The 17,708-nt window shown below is 67.5% G+C and carries 15 protein-coding genes and 1 tRNA gene; 10 read left to right on the top strand and 6 right to left on the bottom strand.

Annotated features, from left to right (window positions below):
• Window position 1 precedes the first annotated feature (1 nt).
• From WA983_RS14440 to WA983_RS14420, 5 genes are all read left to right on the top strand, one after another.
• Complete coding sequence (locus tag WA983_RS14440; RefSeq protein WP_424312229.1) at window positions 2-1,024, top strand: ABC transporter permease; 1,023 nt, start codon at window positions 2-4, stop codon at window positions 1,022-1,024.
• Entirely contained in the window at window positions 1,021-1,854 is an 834-nt protein-coding gene (gene ddpC, locus WA983_RS14435; protein ID WP_424252175.1) for a D,D-dipeptide ABC transporter permease, read from the top strand. Before WA983_RS14440 ends, ddpC begins: the two co-directional genes overlap by 4 nt.
• A gap of 2 nt (window positions 1,855-1,856) precedes the next feature.
• Complete coding sequence (locus WA983_RS14430; protein ID WP_424252174.1) at window positions 1,857-2,876, top strand: ABC transporter ATP-binding protein; 1,020 nt, start codon at window positions 1,857-1,859, stop codon at window positions 2,874-2,876.
• Complete coding sequence (locus tag WA983_RS14425) at window positions 2,873-3,931, top strand: oligopeptide/dipeptide ABC transporter ATP-binding protein (RefSeq protein WP_424312228.1); 1,059 nt, start codon at window positions 2,873-2,875, stop codon at window positions 3,929-3,931. The genes WA983_RS14430 and WA983_RS14425 overlap by 4 nt, the downstream gene beginning before the upstream one ends.
• 127 nt (window positions 3,932-4,058) lie before the next feature.
• Window positions 4,059-4,877 (top strand): helix-turn-helix domain-containing protein, encoded by an 819-nt coding sequence (locus WA983_RS14420; RefSeq protein ID WP_424252170.1) that lies wholly within the window; start codon window positions 4,059-4,061, stop codon window positions 4,875-4,877.
• Between the two features lie 97 nt (window positions 4,878-4,974).
• Here WA983_RS14420 and WA983_RS14415 read toward each other — a convergent pair whose 3' ends face one another.
• A complete protein-coding gene (locus WA983_RS14415; protein ID WP_424252168.1) occupies window positions 4,975-6,327 on the bottom strand; it encodes an alanine/glycine:cation symporter family protein in 1,353 nt (450 codons plus the stop codon).
• On the opposite strand from WA983_RS14415, the gene WA983_RS14410 reads away from it, so the two are divergent.
• From WA983_RS14410 to WA983_RS14395, 4 genes are all read left to right on the top strand, one after another.
• The gene (locus tag WA983_RS14410; RefSeq protein WP_424252166.1) at window positions 6,326-6,553 is read left to right on the top strand and encodes a hypothetical protein; all 228 of its coding nucleotides are present in this window, start codon (window positions 6,326-6,328) and stop codon (window positions 6,551-6,553) included. The genes WA983_RS14415 and WA983_RS14410 overlap by 2 nt on opposite strands.
• A gap of 92 nt (window positions 6,554-6,645) precedes the next feature.
• A complete protein-coding gene (hemE, locus tag WA983_RS14405) occupies window positions 6,646-7,716 on the top strand; it encodes a uroporphyrinogen decarboxylase (protein ID WP_424252164.1) in 1,071 nt (356 codons plus the stop codon).
• Window positions 7,717-8,146: 430 nt separating this feature from the next.
• Window positions 8,147-10,369, top strand: coding sequence for a primosomal protein N' (locus WA983_RS14400; protein WP_424252162.1), 2,223 nt, complete (start codon window positions 8,147-8,149; stop codon window positions 10,367-10,369).
• 4 nt (window positions 10,370-10,373) lie between these two features.
• Window positions 10,374-12,590: a UvrD-helicase domain-containing protein gene (locus tag WA983_RS14395; RefSeq protein WP_424312227.1), complete on the top strand. Its 2,217-nt coding sequence runs from the start codon at window positions 10,374-10,376 to the stop codon at window positions 12,588-12,590.
• 112 nt (window positions 12,591-12,702) lie between these two features.
• Here the strand turns inward: WA983_RS14395 and WA983_RS14390 are convergent, their stop codons facing one another.
• The 4 genes from WA983_RS14390 to WA983_RS14375 form a co-directional block, all read right to left on the bottom strand.
• Complete coding sequence (locus WA983_RS14390; RefSeq protein WP_424312226.1) at window positions 12,703-12,933, bottom strand: hypothetical protein; 231 nt, start codon at window positions 12,931-12,933, stop codon at window positions 12,703-12,705.
• Window positions 12,934-13,075: 142 nt separating this feature from the next.
• Window positions 13,076-13,807 carry an enoyl-CoA hydratase-related protein gene (locus WA983_RS14385; protein WP_424312225.1) on the bottom strand — a complete coding sequence of 244 codons (732 nt, stop codon included), beginning with the start codon at window positions 13,805-13,807 and terminating at the stop codon, window positions 13,076-13,078.
• Entirely contained in the window at window positions 13,804-14,781 is a 978-nt protein-coding gene (locus tag WA983_RS14380) for an NAD(P)H-dependent flavin oxidoreductase (RefSeq protein ID WP_424250604.1), read from the bottom strand. The genes WA983_RS14385 and WA983_RS14380 overlap by 4 nt, the downstream gene beginning before the upstream one ends.
• A gap of 191 nt (window positions 14,782-14,972) precedes the next feature.
• Window positions 14,973-15,866, bottom strand: a complete 894-nt coding sequence (locus WA983_RS14375; RefSeq protein ID WP_424312224.1) for a c-type cytochrome — start codon at window positions 15,864-15,866, stop codon at window positions 14,973-14,975.
• A 256-nt stretch (window positions 15,867-16,122) separates the two neighbouring features.
• On the opposite strand from WA983_RS14375, the gene WA983_RS14370 reads away from it, so the two are divergent.
• A tRNA-Arg gene (locus WA983_RS14370) sits at window positions 16,123-16,197 on the top strand.
• Between the two features lie 164 nt (window positions 16,198-16,361).
• On the opposite strand, the gene WA983_RS14365 is transcribed toward WA983_RS14370, so the two are convergent.
• On the bottom strand, window positions 16,362-17,705 hold the full coding sequence (locus WA983_RS14365; protein ID WP_424252057.1) for a type II toxin-antitoxin system HipA family toxin: 1,344 nt from the start codon (window positions 17,703-17,705) through the stop codon (window positions 16,362-16,364).
• Window positions 17,706-17,708: the final 3 nt, after the last annotated feature.

The following is a 17,708-nucleotide window of genomic DNA, read 5'->3' as shown; positions in this document are numbered from 1 at the left end:
CATGAGCGTGTCCTGGCTGTCTGTGGTGCGCCGCCGGCTGGCCAGCCTGGTCTGGGTGGTGGTCGGGGTGTCCCTGATCACCTTCGCCATTTCCCATATGGTGCCCGGCGACCCGGCTCGCCTGGTCGCGGGCGACCGCGCCACGCCGGAAATCGTCGCCCACATCCGCGCGCAACTGGGCCTGGATCTGCCCTTGCCGCAGCAGTATCTGCACTACATGGGGCAGTTGCTGCAAGGCGATCTGGGGACCTCCATCCGCACGCACCGGCCGGTGCTGCAGGACATTGCCGCGTTCTTCCCCGCCACCCTGGAACTGGCGCTGGTGGCTTTGCTGCTGGCGACGCTGCTGGGCATTCCCCTGGGCGTGCTGTCGGCGGTCTATCGCAACCGTTTCGTCGATCACGTCGCGCGCACGCTGGCCGTCACGGGCATTTCCACGCCGGCCTTCTGGCTGGGGCTGGGCCTGATCGTGCTGTTTTACGGCGAGCTCGGCTGGCTGCCGGGCGGCGGGCGCATCGACCAGGGCCTGGCGCCGCCGCCCAGCCTCACGGGCTTGTACTTGATCGATGCGGCGGTGGCGGGTGACTGGACCGTCTGGCGCAGCGCGCTGGAACACCTGATCCTGCCCGCGCTGACGCTGGGTTTCGTGCACCTGGGCGTGGTGGCGCGGCAGGTGCGTTCGTCCATGCTGGAACAGTTGGGAGAAGATTACGTGCGTACGGCCCGCGCCTACGGCCTGAGCCCCTGGGCCGTGGTCGTGCGCCATGCCTTGCCCAATGCGCTGATCCCTTCCGTGACGGTGCTGGGCCTGGCGCTGGGCGATCTGTTGTACGGGGCGGTGCTGACGGAGACCGTGTTCGGCTGGCCGGGCATGGGCGCCTATGTGGTGGATTCGATCCAGGCGCTGGATTTCCCGGCGGTGATGGGCTTTGCCGTGGTGGTGTCCTTCGCCTACGTGATTCTGAACCTGCTGGTGGACCTGTTGTACCGGCGGCTCGATCCGCGCATCCAGGAGGTCGGATGAGCTATGTGCTGTACCAGTTGCGCCGCAACCCCCTGATGTTGCTGGGGCTGGCGATCCTCGCGGCGGTGGGGCTGGCCGTGATCCTGGCGGACTGGGTGGCGCCCTACGATCCCGAAAAGCTCGACCTGGTGCACCGGCTGGCGGCGCCGTCGGCGGCGCACTGGTTCGGCACCGACGAGGTCGGCCGGGACATCTTCAGCCGCGTGCTCTACGGCGGGCGCCAATCCATCGGGGTGGGGCTGTTCGTCGCCGGCTGCGCCAGCATCGTGGGCGCCGTGATCGGCTGTTTCTCCGGGATCGTGGGCGGCCGCCTTGACGGCCTGATCATGCGGTCGATGGACGTGGTGCTGTCGGTGCCGTCGCTGGTGCTGATCATGGCGCTGGCGGCCGCGTTGGGCCCCAGCCTGTTCAATGCCATGCTGGCGATCACGCTGGTCCGGATTCCGTTCTATGTGCGGCTGGCGCGCGGTCAGACCCTGAGCATCCGCGAGATGGCCTATGTGCGGGCGGCCTGGACCTTTGGCGCGACGCGGCGCCACGTGGTGCGCTGGCACGTGGCGCGCAATGCGGCTTCGCCCCTGGTGGTGCAGGCCACGCTGGACATCGGCGGGGCGATCCTGATGGCGGCGGCGCTGGGCTTCATCGGCCTGGGTGCGCAGCAGCCCACGGCCGAGTGGGGCGCCATGGTGGCGACGGGGCGCAATTTTCTGCTGGATCAGTGGTGGTACACCGTGACGCCGGGCTGTGCGATCCTGGTGACGGCGCTGGCCTGCAATCTGGTGGGCGACGGTGTGCGCGACTTGCTGGATCCGAAGTCGAGGGCGAAATGAGCATGACGGAACCCGTCCTGGATATTCGCGACCTGTCGCTGGAATTCCCCGTCTTCGGCGGCTCGGTCCGGGCGCTGGCTGGCGTCAATCTGCGCGTCATGCCGGGCGAGATCGTCGGCGTGGTGGGCGAATCCGGCTCCGGCAAGTCGGTGACGGCCATGACGGCGCTGCGGCTGCTGCCCCCGGGCGGCTACCGCGTCACGCATGGCGGCCTGCGGCTGTGCGGCGAGGACGTGCTGGCCGCATCCGAAGCACAGATGCGGCAATGGCGCGGACGCCGCGCGGCGATGATTTTCCAGGAGCCGATGACTGCCCTGAACCCGACCCGGCGCATCGGCGATCAACTGGCGGGCGTGTTGTGCGCGCATCACCGCCTGAGCCGACGCGAGGCCCTGGCGCGCGCCAGCGGGCTGCTGCGCGACATGATGATCCCCGATCCGGAGCGGACGCTGCGGGCCTATCCCTTCGAGTTGTCCGGCGGCATGCGCCAGCGGGTGATGGTGGCGATGGCGTTTTCCTGCGATCCGGCGCTGCTGATCGCCGACGAGCCCACCACGGCGCTGGACGTGACGGTGCAGCGCCAGGTCCTGCAGTTGCTGCGCCAGCGGGCGCGCGAGCGCGGCACCGCGATCCTGTTCATCACCCACGATATGGCCGTGGTGTCGCAGTTCTGCGACCGGGTGTACGTCATGTACGCGGGGACGGTGGTCGAGCAGGGACCGACCGGCCAGGTACTGGGCGCTCCGTGCCATCCCTACACGCGCGGTTTGCTCGATGGCTTGCCGGAGCGCGCCGTGCCGGGTGCCGATCTGGCCGCCATCCCGGGCCGGGTGCCGGACATGCGGCAGCCGCCGCAGGGCTGTGTGTTCTTCGACCGCTGCGCGTTTGCGGACGATGCTTGCCGCCAGCGACCTGAGTTGCGGCCTGGGGCCGCGCCGGAACGCCGGGTGGCCTGTTGGCATCCGCTCGACTCAGACCCGGCTCCGGCGCCGGCCGTGCAGTCTGCGGGAGACATGACATGACGCCCGTCGGCACGGCCGGCATCGGGGCGCGTCCGGCATCTGGCCCGGGCGTCCACGCCATGCAGGGCTCGTTGGTGCTGGACGCCCACGAGATTCATGTGCGCTTTCCGCTGGCCCGGGATTGGCGCGGCCGGGCGGTGCGCCACGCTCATGCCTTGAACGGTGTCAGCCTGCAGGTGCGGCGCGGCGAGGCCTTCGGCATCGTCGGCGAGTCCGGCTGCGGCAAAAGCACCCTGGCGGCGGTGCTGATGAACTTGTTGCCGCCCTCCCAGGGTGAACTGTCGCGGCTGCCGCGCGCCGACGGCCGCCCGGCCGACGTCCAGATCGTGTTTCAGGACCCGCAGTCCTCACTGGACCCGCGCCTGCCCGCCTGGCGGGTCATCATCGAACCGCTGGTGGCCGCAGGCCGCCGTGCGGCTGCGCCGCGAGGCGGTCGCCTGGACAAGACCACCTTGCGTGCGCGGGCCGATGCCCTGGCCCTGCAAGTCGGTCTGCGCCCCGAGCAGCTCGACCGCTACGTGCATGAGTTTTCCGGAGGACAGCGCCAGCGGATCGCCATCGCCCGGGCGCTCGCCCCGGAGCCCGACGTCATCGTGCTGGACGAGCCGACCTCTGCGCTGGACATTTCCGTCCAGGCGCAGATCCTGAACCTGCTGGGCGCACTGCGCCGTGCACACGGCCTGACCTACGTGCTGATTTCTCACAACGTCTCGGTCGTGCGCCATCTGTGCGATCGGGTGGCGGTGATGTATCTGGGCCAGGTGGTCGAACAGGGGCCGGCCGCGCAGGTGCTGGAATCCCCGCGCCACCCTTACACGCGCGAACTGCTCGATGCCGTGCCGCGCCTGGATCGACCCTGGCCCGAAGCCGCGCCGGCCGTCCCGGCCGAGCTGCCGGGTAACAGCGCGCTGCCGCAAGGCTGTTTCTTTCGCGGCCGCTGTCCTTGGGCGACGACCGGTTGCGACCAGCCGCAAGTCCTGCTGGCCCGGCCCGACGAGCCCCTGCACGCCTATCGCTGCCATGTGGCGGGAACGCGCCAGGGGGCTGGCGCCTGAGCGGTACGGCGGCACGCGGCCTGTGATCCGGGAGGGTCATTGTGGAAACTACGGCCGTAGTTTTGCGACTATCCGACACACCGTCATTTTTCTATCCTGTCCGCACCATACGAACAGGAGCAGCGACATGCGGGAACGGCTGGATTGCGCGATTCTGGCGCCGGGCAGGGAAGACTGGGCAGGCGCTTTGCGCGGCCCGCATCTTGGGGGGCGGTTGATGCTGCACACACCACAGCAGCCGCCCGGTTCGGCGGCCGATGCGCTGGCCGATCCGGCCATGGCGCGGGGCCGCTACGACGCCGGGCTGCTGTACGTGGATGCATCCTCGATCCGCGATTGGCGCACGGCGCTGGCCGCGCTGGCAAGCCGCCTGCCGGCGGTGCTGCTGGTCTACGCGGTGGGTCTGCGGGCCCAGGCCGTGCGCGATCTGATGGCGCTGGGGGTGGCCGATTTCCTGCGGCCGCCCTTTTGCCCGGAGGAACTGCGTGCGCGTCTGGATCATGCCCTGAACCTGCTGGCTCCGGCCCGTCTCTGCGAACAGGGGCCGGTCTATGGCGCCGGCTTGTCGGGCTCCGGCCTGTCGGGCGCCGGGGCCGTGTCGCTGTCCCCGCGTGTCCTGTCGGCCGGCACGCCCGAACCGCCCGTCACCGAATCCGAGATCGCGTTCTGCAACACCATCCTGGACCGTTCCGGCAACGAACTGGAAGCCTATGCGGTGGCCGTGGCCATGCAGCGGGCCACGTCGCGGGAATCCTTTCGTGTCGCCAAATGTCAGGTCGTCGCCCGGTTCGAACGTGCCTACATCCGCGCGGCCCTGGGGCGGCATGCGGGCAACATCACCCTGGCGGCACGCATGGCCCAGAAGCACCGGCGTGCGTTCTGGGCCTTGATGCGCAAACACGACATCGACCCCGCGCCCTACCGCCGCACGCAGGCTGCGGAATGAAACAGGCGCGGAATCGCCCCTGGGTGGGGGGACGATTCCGCGCCTGGCGTATCCAGGTGGCCTGTGGGCCCCCTGGAGATGCTCGGTCGCGGGTCGATCAGGACTGCGGGTTGTTCTGGAAGTAGTCCCGCGTCAGCTTCACCACCAGCGGGCTCAGCAGAATCAGCGAGATCAGGTTGGGCAGTGCCATCAGACCGTTCAGCGTGTCGGCCAGCAGCCAGGCAAAGTCCAGTTGGCTGATGGCCCCGAACGGGATCACGGCGACCCAGATGATGCGGTAGGGCAGGGTCGATTTCGTGCCCAGCAGGAATTCCCAGCACTTCTCGCCGTAGTAGCTCCAGCCCAGGATGGTGGTGAAGGCGAAGACCACCAGCGACACGGTCAGGATGGCCCCGCCGATGCCCGGCATGGACACCTCGAAGGCGGCGGCCGACAGGGCCGCCCCGCTGGCGCCGCTGCTCCAGACGCCGGAACACACAATGGCCAGGCCGGTGATGCTGCAGATGATGATGGTGTCGATGAAGGTGCCCATCATGCCGATCAGGCCGGATTGCACGGCGTTGTTGGTGGTGCCTGCGGCCTGGGCGATCCCGGCCGATCCCAGACCGGCTTCGTTGGAGAAGATCCCGCGCGCCACGCCGTAGCGGATGGCCGCCATGACGGCGGCGCCCGCGAAGCCGCCGGTGGCGGCGATGGGCGAGAAGGCGTGCGTAAAGATCAGATCCAGAGCTTCGGGGATGCGCTCGACGTTGATGGCCAGCACGACCAGGCCTGCCAGCACGTAGGCCACGCACATGAAGGGCACCAGAGACGCAGCGACCGCGCCGATGCGCTTGATGCCGCCCAGAATCACTAGGCCGATCAGGACCATCGTGACCACGCCGGTCACCCACAGCGGGATGGAGAAGGACGACTCCAGGGCCTGGGCCATGCTGTTGACCTGGACCATGTTGCCGATGCCGAATCCGGCGAAGCCGCCGAAGATCGCGAACGCCACGCCCAGCCACAGCCATTTGCGGCCGAGGCCGTTCTTGATGGCGTACATGGGGCCGCCGGCGTGCTCGCCACGGTCGTCCTTTTCACGGAAATGGACGGCCAGCACCACCTCGCAGTATTTGGTGGCCATGCCGACCAGGGCCGTGCACCACATCCAGAACAGGGCGCCCGGACCGCCGACGGCGATGGCCGTGGCCACCCCGGCGATGTTGCCGGTGCCGACGGTGGCGGCCAGGCAGGTCATCAGCGCCTCGAACGGGCTGATCTCACCGGTGGTGCTGTCGCCCCGGTGACGGCCGCGCCAGATCATGGCAAAACCGGTGCCGATGCGCCGCAGCGGCATCAGCTTCAGGAGCACCATCAGGAACAGGCCGGTCCCCAGAATGAGGACCAGCATCGGCGGCCCCCAGACCAGACCGTTGATCTGGTTGACGAGTTGATTCAGGAATTCCATGGCTCACGACACCCTTAGATATAAAAATTTCGTGAATGCTAACACCGGGGTTTTAGATAAAAAGCCTGAATTTCTATTGGACGACGAGAAAATTTCTGGTATTTGGGGAAAAGCGGCCTGTTTAAGGGTAAACCATGAGGTGCGAAAACGGGCTTTGACCCGTGATTCATGCGGATCGCAAGCGGGGTTCTGGCCGGCTTCTGCCCGTCTTTCCCAGGCCGGGTAAAATCCCGACAACGTCCCCGCACGGACGATTTCCCGGATCCGTGGTGGGATACCCGCACCATCGGATACTGTGCTGTTCTCTTAGGATACGCTGTGCCCGAACTGAAAAACGACACCTTCCTGCGCGCCCTGCAGCGCCAGCCTGTGGCCTACACCCCGATGTGGATGATGCGCCAGGCCGGACGCTACCTGCCTGAATACAATCAGACCCGGGCGCAGGCCGGCTCTTTCATGGGGCTGGCCCAGAATCCGGAATACGCCTGTGAGGTCACGCTGCAGCCGCTGCGGCGTTTCGATCTGGACGCGGCCATCCTGTTTTCCGACATCCTGACGGTGCCCGACGCGATGGGGCTGGGTCTGCAGTTCGTCGCGGGCGAGGGGCCGCGCTTTGACCGCCCCCTGCGTGACGAGGCCGCCATCCAGGCCTTGCAGGTCCCCGACCTGGATCGCTTGCGCTACGTGTTCGACGCGGTGTCGCTGATCCGCCGCGAGTTGAACGGCTCGGTGCCGCTGATCGGTTTTTCCGGCAGTCCCTGGACCCTGGCCTGTTATATGGTCGAAGGCGCCGGCAGTTCCGACTACCGCCAGATCAAGACGCTGCTGTATCAGCGCCCCGACCTGCTGCACCGCATCCTGTCGATCAATGCCCAGGCGGTCCAGTCCTACCTGAACGCCCAGATCCGGGCGGGCGCCCAGGCGGTGATGGTGTTCGACAGTTGGGGCGGGGTGCTGGCCGACGGTCTGTTCCAGCAGTTTTCCCTGGCCTACACGCGTCAGGTGCTGGACGGTCTGATCCGCGAACACGAGGGCCATCGCGTGCCCGCCATCGTCTTCACCAAGGGGGGCGGGCAGTGGATCGAGGACGTCGCCGCCACGGGCTGCGACGCCGTGGGGCTGGACTGGACGGCCAATCTGGCCGCAGCCCGGCGCCGGGTCGGCGACCAGGTCGCCCTGCAGGGCAATCTGGATCCCATGACCCTGTTCGGCAGCGAGGCCGGGATCCGCACCGAGGTCCGTCGGGTGCTGGCCGACTTCGGTACGGTGGGCAACGGAGGCCACGTCTTCAATCTGGGTCACGGGATTTCCCAGTTCACGCCGCCAGAGGCGGTTGCGATCCTGGTGGACGAGGTCCACACCGCCAGCCGCGCGTACCATGCAGGCTGATCCACGTCTCTCCGCTCCCTGATGAATGCGGACGGATGAGGCGGGACGTAGGATGGTGCTCTGCGGACTGTCCTATGCCGGATGAATCGAATCGGCCTGCAGACCGTGACGTGGATGCGGGCCTTTTCACCCGATGAAGGCCGGAAAGGAGTACAGGGCGGCCTGTTTGAAGTCGAAAACCCCGCGTGATGCGGCCTTCGGGCTAATGTGCTTATGCACAAAAAAATTCGGAACCAGGGTTTACGTGCATTCTTGCAGAACGATTCTGGTTATGCTCCATAAACCATTGATTTGGATAGATAAATCTGCCTTCATTAAAAATCTATAAGACACTTGACCATTTGGGCGGCTTGGTGTTGACTCTTTCCCGTGGCGATTCTCCACAAAGTTATCCACAGGCTGGGCGCGGTATGGCGGCGGCGGAGCTGTCATGCCGCTGAAACGCCCGATGGATGCGGTTTTCGGGGAAACGGGCGGAGTCGCTGATCGGGAGCCGGACGTGGCTCGGTCGCCTGCGCCGCCCGCCGATCCGCAGCAAACGGTCTATCTGGCCGTGGCGCTGGACGTGCCTTTGCCCGGCCTGTTCGACTATTCCCATGACCGGCCCGTAGCGCCGGGGGTGCGCGTGCGGGTCATGTTCGGCCGTCGGGCCATGGTGGGCATGGTGTGGGCTGTGCGTGACGCGCCGGGTGTGGCGGTCGATCGCGTGCGGCCGATCGAGGCCGTGCTGGACGACCTGCCGCCCATGCCGGCTGACTGGCTGCGTCTGGCGGAGTTCGCTGCGCATTACTACCACCGCCCTTTGGGCGAAGTCCTGTTGCCGGTGCTGCCGCCGCCCCTGCGCAAGCCCGCCGCCTATACCGGCACGCGCTCGGCGGGCGGGCCGGTATGCCGGGCTGATCGCCGGCCCGGGGCTTCACGCGCCGTCCGCAAGCGCAAGGACACCGCCCAGGCAGTACCTGTGGATGGGGACACTGAGGCGGGTGCCACTGCTGCGGCGTCGTCGCCCTCCCATCCGGCGCCTGCCGAGGACGGCCCGGCCCTGACCGATGCCCAGGTCAGCGCCCTGGCGGGTCTGCGTGAACTGTTGGCGGCCGGCACCGGCGTGGCGCTGCTGCATGGCGTGACCGGCAGCGGCAAGACCGAACTCTATCTGCGCCTGGCACAGGATGTGCTGGCGACGGGGCGGCAGGTGCTGCTGCTGGTGCCGGAAATCAATCTGACGCCGCAACTGGAACACAGCGTGCGCGCGCGTCTGGGCGACCGGCTGGCGGTGATGCACAGCCGCCTGTCCGAAGGCGACCGCCTGCGCGCCTGGCTGAGGGCGTCGCGCGGCCAGGCCGATATCCTGCTGGGCACCCGCCTGGCCCTGTTCACCCCTCTGCCGCGCCTGGGCCTGATCGTGGTCGACGAGGAACACGACGCCTCTTACAAGCAGCAGGATGGCTTGCGCTATTCGGCGCGTGATCTGGCCGTGTGGCGCGGCCACGACCTGGGCGTCCCGGTGGTGCTGGGCTCGGCCACCCCGTCCCTGGAAACCTGGCGCCACGCACAGGAAGGCAACTACCGGCTGCTGTCGCTGCCGGAGCGCGCCCAGGCACAGCCGCTGCCGGAAATCCGCCTGGTGGACACGCGCCGCGCCCGGCTGGAACAGGGCTTCACGCCCCAGTTGCTGGACGCGCTGGAGGCGCGGCTTGCGCAGGGCGGACAAAGCCTGGTGTTCATCAACCGGCGCGGCTATGCGCCGGTGCTGCGCTGCGCATCCTGCGCCTGGGTCAGCCAGTGCCGACGCTGCACGGCACACATGGTGCTGCATCGCCTGGGTGGCCGGCACGTGCTGCAATGCCACCACTGTGGCGACGCCATGCCGGTGCCGCGCGCCTGCCCCGACTGCGGCGACCCCGACATCCAGCCCATGGGGCGGGGTACGCAGCGGGTCGAGGAATTCCTGGCGGAACGCTTCCCCGGCGCGCGCATCCTGCGCATCGACGCCGATACCACCCGTCTCAAAGGCAGCGCCGAAGCCCTGTTCGCCCAGGCGCACGCTGGCGAGGCCGACATCCTGGTCGGGACGCAGATGGTGTCCAAGGGGCACGATTTCGCGCGCCTGGGGCTGGTGGGTGTGCTGAACGCCGACGCCATGCTGTTTTCCCAGGATTTCCGCGCACCGGAACGCTTGTTCGCGCAACTGATGCAGGTGGCGGGCCGCGCCGGCCGGCGCCAGGGCGGGGCCCAGGTGATCGTGCAGACCGACTATCCCGAGCAGGCGATCTACCAGGCGCTGTTGCAGCACGACTATGTGCGTTTTGCCGCCTATGCCCTGGAAGAACGCCGCGATCTCGGACTGCCGCCGTTTTCCAGTCAGGCCCTGCTGACGGCGCAGGCGGTCCGGGTGCGTGACGCGCTGGACTTCCTGGAGGCTGCACGCGACCAGGCGCAATCCCTGCCCGAATCCGCCGGAGTGCGGATTCATGATCCCGTGCCGCTGCGCATCGTGCGCGTGGCGCGGGTCGAGCGTGCCCAGTTGCTGTTCGAGTCGGACGGGCGCGGCGCGCTGCACCGGCTGCTGCGGGCGCTGCTGCCTGGCCTGGACGAGACGGCCCGGGGTGTGGTCCAGCATTGGGGGATCGAGATCGATCCCCAGGAGATCTGAGGCCATGGAAGGTCTGGACGCCCTGAACGCACGCCAGCGCGAAGCCGTGCTCTATCTGGACGGCCCGTGCCTGGTGCTGGCCGGTGCGGGCAGCGGCAAGACCCGCGTCATCACCCAGAAAATGGCGTATCTGCTGCGCGAATGCGGCTACCAGGCCCGTCACGTGGTGGCCCTGACCTTCACCAACAAGGCGGCGCGCGAAATGAACGAGCGGGTCCGTACGCTGGTCGATCCCCGGCTGCTGCGCGGACTGACGGTGGGCACCTTCCACTCGCTGGGCCTGCGGTTTTTGCGCGAGGAATACGCCGGCGCGGGGCTGAAGCGCGGCTTCTCGATCCTGGACGCGACCGATGCCCAGGGCATCGTCCAGGAACTGCTGGCCACCACCGATCGCGCCCGCCTGCGTGCCGTGCAGCAGACGATATCCCTGTGGAAAAACGCTCTGCTGGACCCTGATGGCGCGGCACGGGTGGCCCAGGGGGCCGATGAGGCCGAGGCCGTGCGCATCTACCGCAGCTACGAGGCGACCTTGAAGGCCTATCAGTCGGTGGATTTCGACGACCTGATCCGCCTGCCCGCGCAGATGCTGGCGGCCGACCAGGCCCTGCGCGCGCGCTGGCAGGCCCGGGTCCAGTATCTGCTGGTGGATGAATACCAGGACACCAACGTCTGCCAGTATCAATTGGTGCGGATGCTGTGCGGGGATCGGGCCATGTTCACGGCGGTGGGCGACGACGACCAGGCGATCTACGCCTGGCGCGGCGCGACGGTGGAAAACCTGGCCCAGCTCTCGCGTGACTATCCGGCGCTGCGGCTGATCAAGCTGGAGCAGAACTACCGTTCCGTCCAGCGCATCCTGGAGGCGGCCAATCGCGTGATCGGCCACAATCCCAAGACCTTCGACAAGACCTTGTGGTCGGAACTGGGGGCTGGGGAGCCCATCGTGGTCACGCCCATGGATTCCGACCTGGCCGAGGCCGAGTCCATCGCCATGCGCCTGTCGGCGGCGCGCTTCGAGCGCCAGGCCCAGTGGAAGGATTTCGCCGTGCTGTACCGGGGCAACCACCAGGCCCGCATCATGGAACAGGCCCTGCGCACGCTGCGGATTCCCTATACCGTGTCGGGCGGGCAGAGCTTCTTCGACAAGGCCGAGATCCGCGACGTGCTGGCCTGGCTGCGGCTGATTGCCAACGAGGACGAGGACCCGGCCTTCATCCGCGCCGCGACCACGCCCCGGCGCGGCATCGGCCAGGGCACGCTGCAAGCCCTGGGGACGGAGGCCGCCCGGCGCGGCGTATCGCTGTACGCAGTGGCGGCCGACGTGTCCGAGGCCATCCTGCCGGCCGGGCGGCAGCGCGAGGCCGTGCATCAGTTCGTCAGGCTGGTGGATCATTTCCAGGCGCGTGCGGCGCGGCGGGGTGGCGCGGTGCCGCCTTTGCCGGGTGCGGACGTCCAGGGCGATCTGCTGGCCTTCGATCCGGACCCGCCTGCATTTGACGCGGACCCGCCGGCTTTCGATGCGGACACGGCGATCCGCCCGTCGGATGCCTTGCAGGCGGCGCGGCCCGGGGCGCCTGTCGGCCTGGCGGGTGCGGCTGTGGGCATCGACGGCCAGCGCGGCGACGATGCCGCCCGCGTGCTGGACGACCTGCTGGCGGCCATGGGGTACGAGCGCCATTTGTACGACATATTGGACGAGCGCCAGGCCCTGGCCCGCTGGACCAATGTGCTGGAATTGCTGGACTGGCTCAAGCGCAAGGCGGACGAGGACGAGATGACGCTGCTGGAGCTGGTTCAGCACGTCGCCCTGGTCACCATGCTGGAACGCGCCGATGATGAGGAACCCGACGCGGTGAAACTGTCCACGCTGCACGCATCCAAGGGGCTGGAATATCCCCACGTCTACCTGATCGGGGTCGAGGAAGGCCTGCTGCCGCACCGGGGCGGCGACGATGAGGGCGATGTCAGCGAGACCGCCGTTGAGGCCCGGGCGCGTCGCATCGAGGAAGAACGGCGCCTGATGTATGTGGGCATCACGCGCGCGCAGCGCACGCTGCGGGTCAGTTGGTGCCGCAAGCGGCGGCGCGGGCGCGAGGACACGATCTGCGAGCCCTCGCGTTTCATTGCCGAAATGGGTCTGCAGGCCGAAGTGCCGCGCCCCGTCGGCGATACCGATCCGGACCGGACGCTGGACCGGCTGAAGGCGCTGTTGAAGCGTTAGTATGAAAAACACCCCAAAGGCTGGATGGATGTCCAACTTTTGGGGTGCAGTTCACTGCGCAGCCGGTTTTGAACATGGACCGATCGGTGTCCAGGTTCATCCCGCGGGTGGATTACCAGGGCGTGCGGGTGTAGTGCATGTCGCGTGCGCGGGCTTCGGCCTGGGCGTTGATCGCGTCGGCGATGAAGCGGCCGGTGGCGGTGACAGCGCGCTTGAGTGCGCGGCCCAGTTGTCGAACAGCCTTGCCCAGCTGCAGGGGCTGGTACGAGGTGTCGAGAAAGGAACGGCTGTAGGCGCGCTCGAGAGCGTCGGACAGCAGGTTCGGGGTGTGCGTGGCGTACATGACTGACTCCTGTTTCAGAAGTTGTAGGTTTCAATAGAGTCAGTATAGGGTAAACCCTAGGATAAAGATAGGGGAAAACCCTAATCTCATGCAAGCGCTTGAAAACAACCCCGGTCCTTGATGGGAAAACAACAGTTTTGCCTCAGCGCGTCCGGGCGAAGAACTTCTGGAAGGCCGCCTGGGCCTCGGGTGATTTCAGGCGTTCAAAGAACACCGCAGCCTCGGCGTCCAGGACACGGTGGACCTCGGCGCGGCCGGGTTCGCGCAGCAGGCGCTTGCTGGCGCGTACGGCCGGACCCGGCTGGGCGGCCAGCGACCGGGCGCAGGCGCGCGCGGCGGCGAGCGGATCGTCCTCCACGGCGCTCAGCACCTGTCCGGCCAGGGCGTCTGCGGCCCCGAACGGTTCCGCGCCCAACAGCCACCGGGCGGCCCGGCGCTCGCCCGCGAGGCGGGGCAGCAGCAGGCTGGAGGCGCCCTCGGGGCACAGGCCCAGGGACACGAACGGCAGGCGGAACGCCGCGTCGGGGGCGGCATAGACGAAGTCGCAGTGCAACAGCAGCGTGACCCCCACGCCGACCGCCTGGCCCTGTACCGCCGCGATCACCGGCACGTCTACGGACGCCAGTGCGTGCAGAAAGGCAATCGAGCCCACGTCGCGGCTGTCCTGCGGCATCTGGAATTCCGCCAGATCGTTGCCGGCGGTGAAGTGCCCGCCCGCACCGTGCAGGATGACGGCCGCACAGGCGGGGTCCGCGTCGGCCTCGCGCAGGGCGCGTTCGATGTCGCGGTACATGGCGTCGGTCAGAGCGTTGCGCCGTTCCGCCCGGTCGATGAGGATCTCCAGGATGGCGTCCCGGCGTTCGATGCGGATCATGCGCGGACCTCCTCGACGAAGCCGTCGCGCAGCGCCTGGGCGGCCTCGCGGTATTCGTCGCGCAGGCGGGCGACGATGTCGGCGGTGGGCCGCACGGCGTCGATGTTGCCCACGCCCTGGCCGGCGCCCCAGATGTCGCGCCAGGTTTTCTTGCTGTCGCTGCCGAAGTTCGTACCCTGGGCGGCCGGCAGATTGTCGGGGTCCAGGCCGATGGCGCGTACGCAGGGCTTCAGATAGTTGCCCGGGATGCCGGTGAAGTAGGGGGTATAGACAATGTCGGCGGCCGCCGTGTCGACGATCATCTGCTTGTATTCGGGTTGGGCGTTGGCTTCTTCGCTGGCGATGAAGCGCGTGCCGACGTAAGCGAAATCAGCGCCCATGGCGCGCGCCGCCAGGACGTCCTGCCCCCGGCTGATCGCGCCCGACAGGCAGATCGGGCCGTCGAAGATGCGCCGGACTTCGCCCAGCAGGGCGAAGGGCGACAGCGTGCCCGCATGGCCGCCGGCCCCCGCGCACACCAGGATCAGGCCGTCGACACCAGCCTCCAGCGCCTTTTGTGCGTGGCGCAGCGTGGTCACGTCGTGGAAGACCTTGCCGCCCCAGCCGTGGACCGCATCCACGACCTGATTGGGCGCGCGCAGGCTGGTGATGATCAGCGGCACGCGGTGCGCGGCGCAGACCTCCAGGTCGTGCTGCAGCCGGTCGTTGGACCGGTGGATGATGTGGTTGATCGCGTAGGGCGGAATCGGCCGGTCCGGATCAGCGGCGCGCAGGGCTGCCAGGCTGGTGTCGATCTGCGTCAGCCATTCGCCCAGCTTTTCCTGGGGGCGCGCGTTGAGCGCCGGCATCGAACCGATGATGCCGCTGGCGCACTGGGCGATCACCAGTTCAGGGTTCGAGACGATGAACATGGGCGCCGCCATGACGGGCAGCGTCATGGACTGGTGCAGCGACGTGACGAGAGGGTGAGGCATGAGGTTTTGTCTCCGCGTGAGGATGGGGCCGCCGGCCCGCCGGGTAGTGCCTCATTCTAAATCAAACAATTGTTTGAAAACAGGGTGGGTGAACCCTGACCGTGAGCTGCGCCGTCCGCGCATGAAAAAGCCCCGGCGCGAGCCGGGGCTGATCGGTGCCGAAAGGCCGCGCCGGGGCGGCGGAATCGGGCCTACTTCGCGGCGTCCACCATATATTCGATGGCGGCCTTGAGCTCGTCGTCGGAGGCTTGCGAGCCGCCGCGCGGGGGCATGGCACCCACGCCGGAGATGGCGTTCTTCAGCATGGTGTCCGGGCCCGTCTTGACGAAGGGTTCCCAGGCGGCCTTGTCGCCGAACTTGGGCGCGCCGGCCAGACCGATGGAGTGGCAGGTGATGCAGACGGATTCGTAGATCTTTTTGCCAACCGCGTTGCCGGCCTCGGCCTGGGCGGCAGGCTTGACCGCTTCGGCCTGGGGCGCGGCGGCCGGGGCGGGAGCGGGTTTGGCTTCGGCAGCCTTGGGGGCTTCGGCCGGGGCGGCGGGCGCAGCGGCTTCGGGCTTGGCCGCGCCGTCGGCGGCCGGTTCCTTGGGTTCTTCGAAACTGGCACCCGACTGGTTGGTCATGTAGACCACGGCGCGCGCGACTTCGAAGTCGTCCAGCGAGGCGTTGCCGCCCTTCGGGGGCATGGCGCCAATGCCGTGGATGGCGTTCTTGACCAGGTCTTCGTAGCCCTGCTTGATGAACTTGGCCCAGGCGTCCTTGTCGCCGAACTTCGGCGCACCCGCCACGCCCGTGCCGTGGCAGGCCGAACAGGTGGATTGGTAGACTTGCTCGCCGGTCTTGAAGACCTTGGGCGCATCAGCGTCGACCAGCTTGAAGCCGGCCACGGGCTGGATGCGCCGGGCGATGGATTCTTCGGATTGGCTGTCGGAGCCGGCGCCCGTGCGGATGGACGAACCCACCAGATTGACCAGCAGGATGATGACCGCGATCGGGATCAGGAAGGCCAGGACGACGGTGATCAGCAACTGACGCGGGGTCTTGATGGCGCTTTCGTGTCCGTGGGCGTTTTCAGGGAGACTCATGATGGGATCCTAGTACGCGTTCGTGTTATAGACTTCAACCGAAGATTATAGCGACTGGCCTGTGTGGCTGCATGGATGTGTGCATGTCGCCGTTGCGCCGCCGCCGTGGGCGGTGCTCCGCCCTGCGCGCGTCTGGCCAGCAGCGGACGCACAAACACGATACAATGGCGTCCCCGTGCCGCAATGGCAGGGGCGCCTGTGTAGGCCCATGCGGCTGTGCCCAGGTAGACACGTCGGCCCCGTGCCGACGGCTGATGCGCCTGTAGTTCAATGGATAGAATAGGAGTTTCCGAAGCTTCTGATACAGGTTCGATTCCTGTCGGGCGCGCCACCTGCATGATGCTCAGCCACGGCTGGGCATTTTTCATTTGGGCCGGTCAGAGCCGTTTTTCCATCCGGTAGTGACGGATCGGAACGCCGTGGCGCAGGAAATCATGGCGCTCGATTTCCCGGAAACCGTGACGATGGGTGGCTTCACAAGAAGCCAGGCCGCAGTCAGCCTGCCAGCCGATCCGCCGCGTCCCGCAATCCTTTCAGGATGCAGTCGGCGAGCGCGGGCGGAAAATCCCGAGGCAGGCGGGCCTGAACCGTGTCCAGCGCATCGGGCGTACGGGCGACCAGGTCGTCCACGACGGATCGAACGTCGCCACCGTCCGCGCTTATCACGCCATGGCGCTCTCCGACCGCCAGCCAGTGCCGACACTGGATGTCGCGCATGCGCCAGTGCGGATTCTTCGAGCGCACCGCCATGGCCATCTTGACGCGGTGCGGCGAGATTCGGCCTGGCCCTTCACCGAGTACCGGATAGGCCGACAGTACGTCGTACAGCGGGGTGAGCGCGTAGGCGCCGCCTGGCCGCAGGGACAGGCTGAAGTTCTTGGCGTGGCCGTCCGGGGCGCACAGCATCCAGAAGAGCACCTGGGCCTGGAAAAACGTCCGCACGTCTTGCTCGGGCTGGGCGGAGGTTTTCAGCAGGGGCATGATCGTGTCCATGCCGGGGCCGCCATCGGCCTCGTATTTGAGGTGGGGCGGGGTGCGGGTCGCCTGGCACAGGTCTTCCTGCGGCAGGCGGATGAGCTGAGGGGCACCGTTGTCCGGATGCCACCACCGCCGGTCGAAGCGCTCGACAGCCAGGACTTTCATGTCTTCGAACCGCAGGGGTTCGCAGCGGGCAACAGGCATGCCGTAGGCGGCCAGGATTTCGGCGCAGAGCCATTCGTTCTCGATGGAGTCCCTGAGATCGAGCCGCATATTGCCGACCAGTCCCAGTGGCAGCTTCAGGATGTGAGACGTCGGCGTGGTTTCATGAGGCCGGCACCATCGGCCATCGAATCGCAGCAACGCGGTTTTTTCCTGGGCGCCGGCGATGGAAATCCGGAAGCCTTCATCATCCGCGCCGACAGCGGCGGGCGTGAGCGTGTCACGCAGCAGTTGTGCGATTTCTGCGTCACTCAACGGACTGGCCTGGATGGATGCCGTCTCGGCGGGGTGGGCACCTTCGGGCAAGATCTGCAGAGCACCTACGCAATCGCGACCGACTTCCGCCAGCAAGTCGAAAGCAGAGACAGAGGCCGTGCCGTATCGCCGCGCGATCCGTTCGCGGATGTTCTGGCTGTCGGGCAAGAGATTGTCGAACCAGGCATGGACGGCGTTTCCACGGTGTGGTGCGTTGTCCGGCGTGAAGGGCAGGGACAGAGACAGCGGACGTCCCTGCGGTGATGCGATCCAGTCAGCGTCGTAGTGCAGGGTTTCGACGCCCTGGGGCGGGAGGGTCCAGGTGCCGACGAAGGCGCCGTTCATCCAGAGCCCCAGTGCATGGGTGCGGGATCGGCGGCCCATGGC

The sequence above is a fragment of the Castellaniella sp. genome, from assembly GCF_049650445.1.
In the GTDB taxonomy this organism is placed as follows: Bacteria; Pseudomonadota; Gammaproteobacteria; order Burkholderiales; family Burkholderiaceae_B; genus Castellaniella.
Note: the sequence above shows the minus strand (reverse complement) of the source record. Positions and strands in the feature narration are given on the sequence as shown.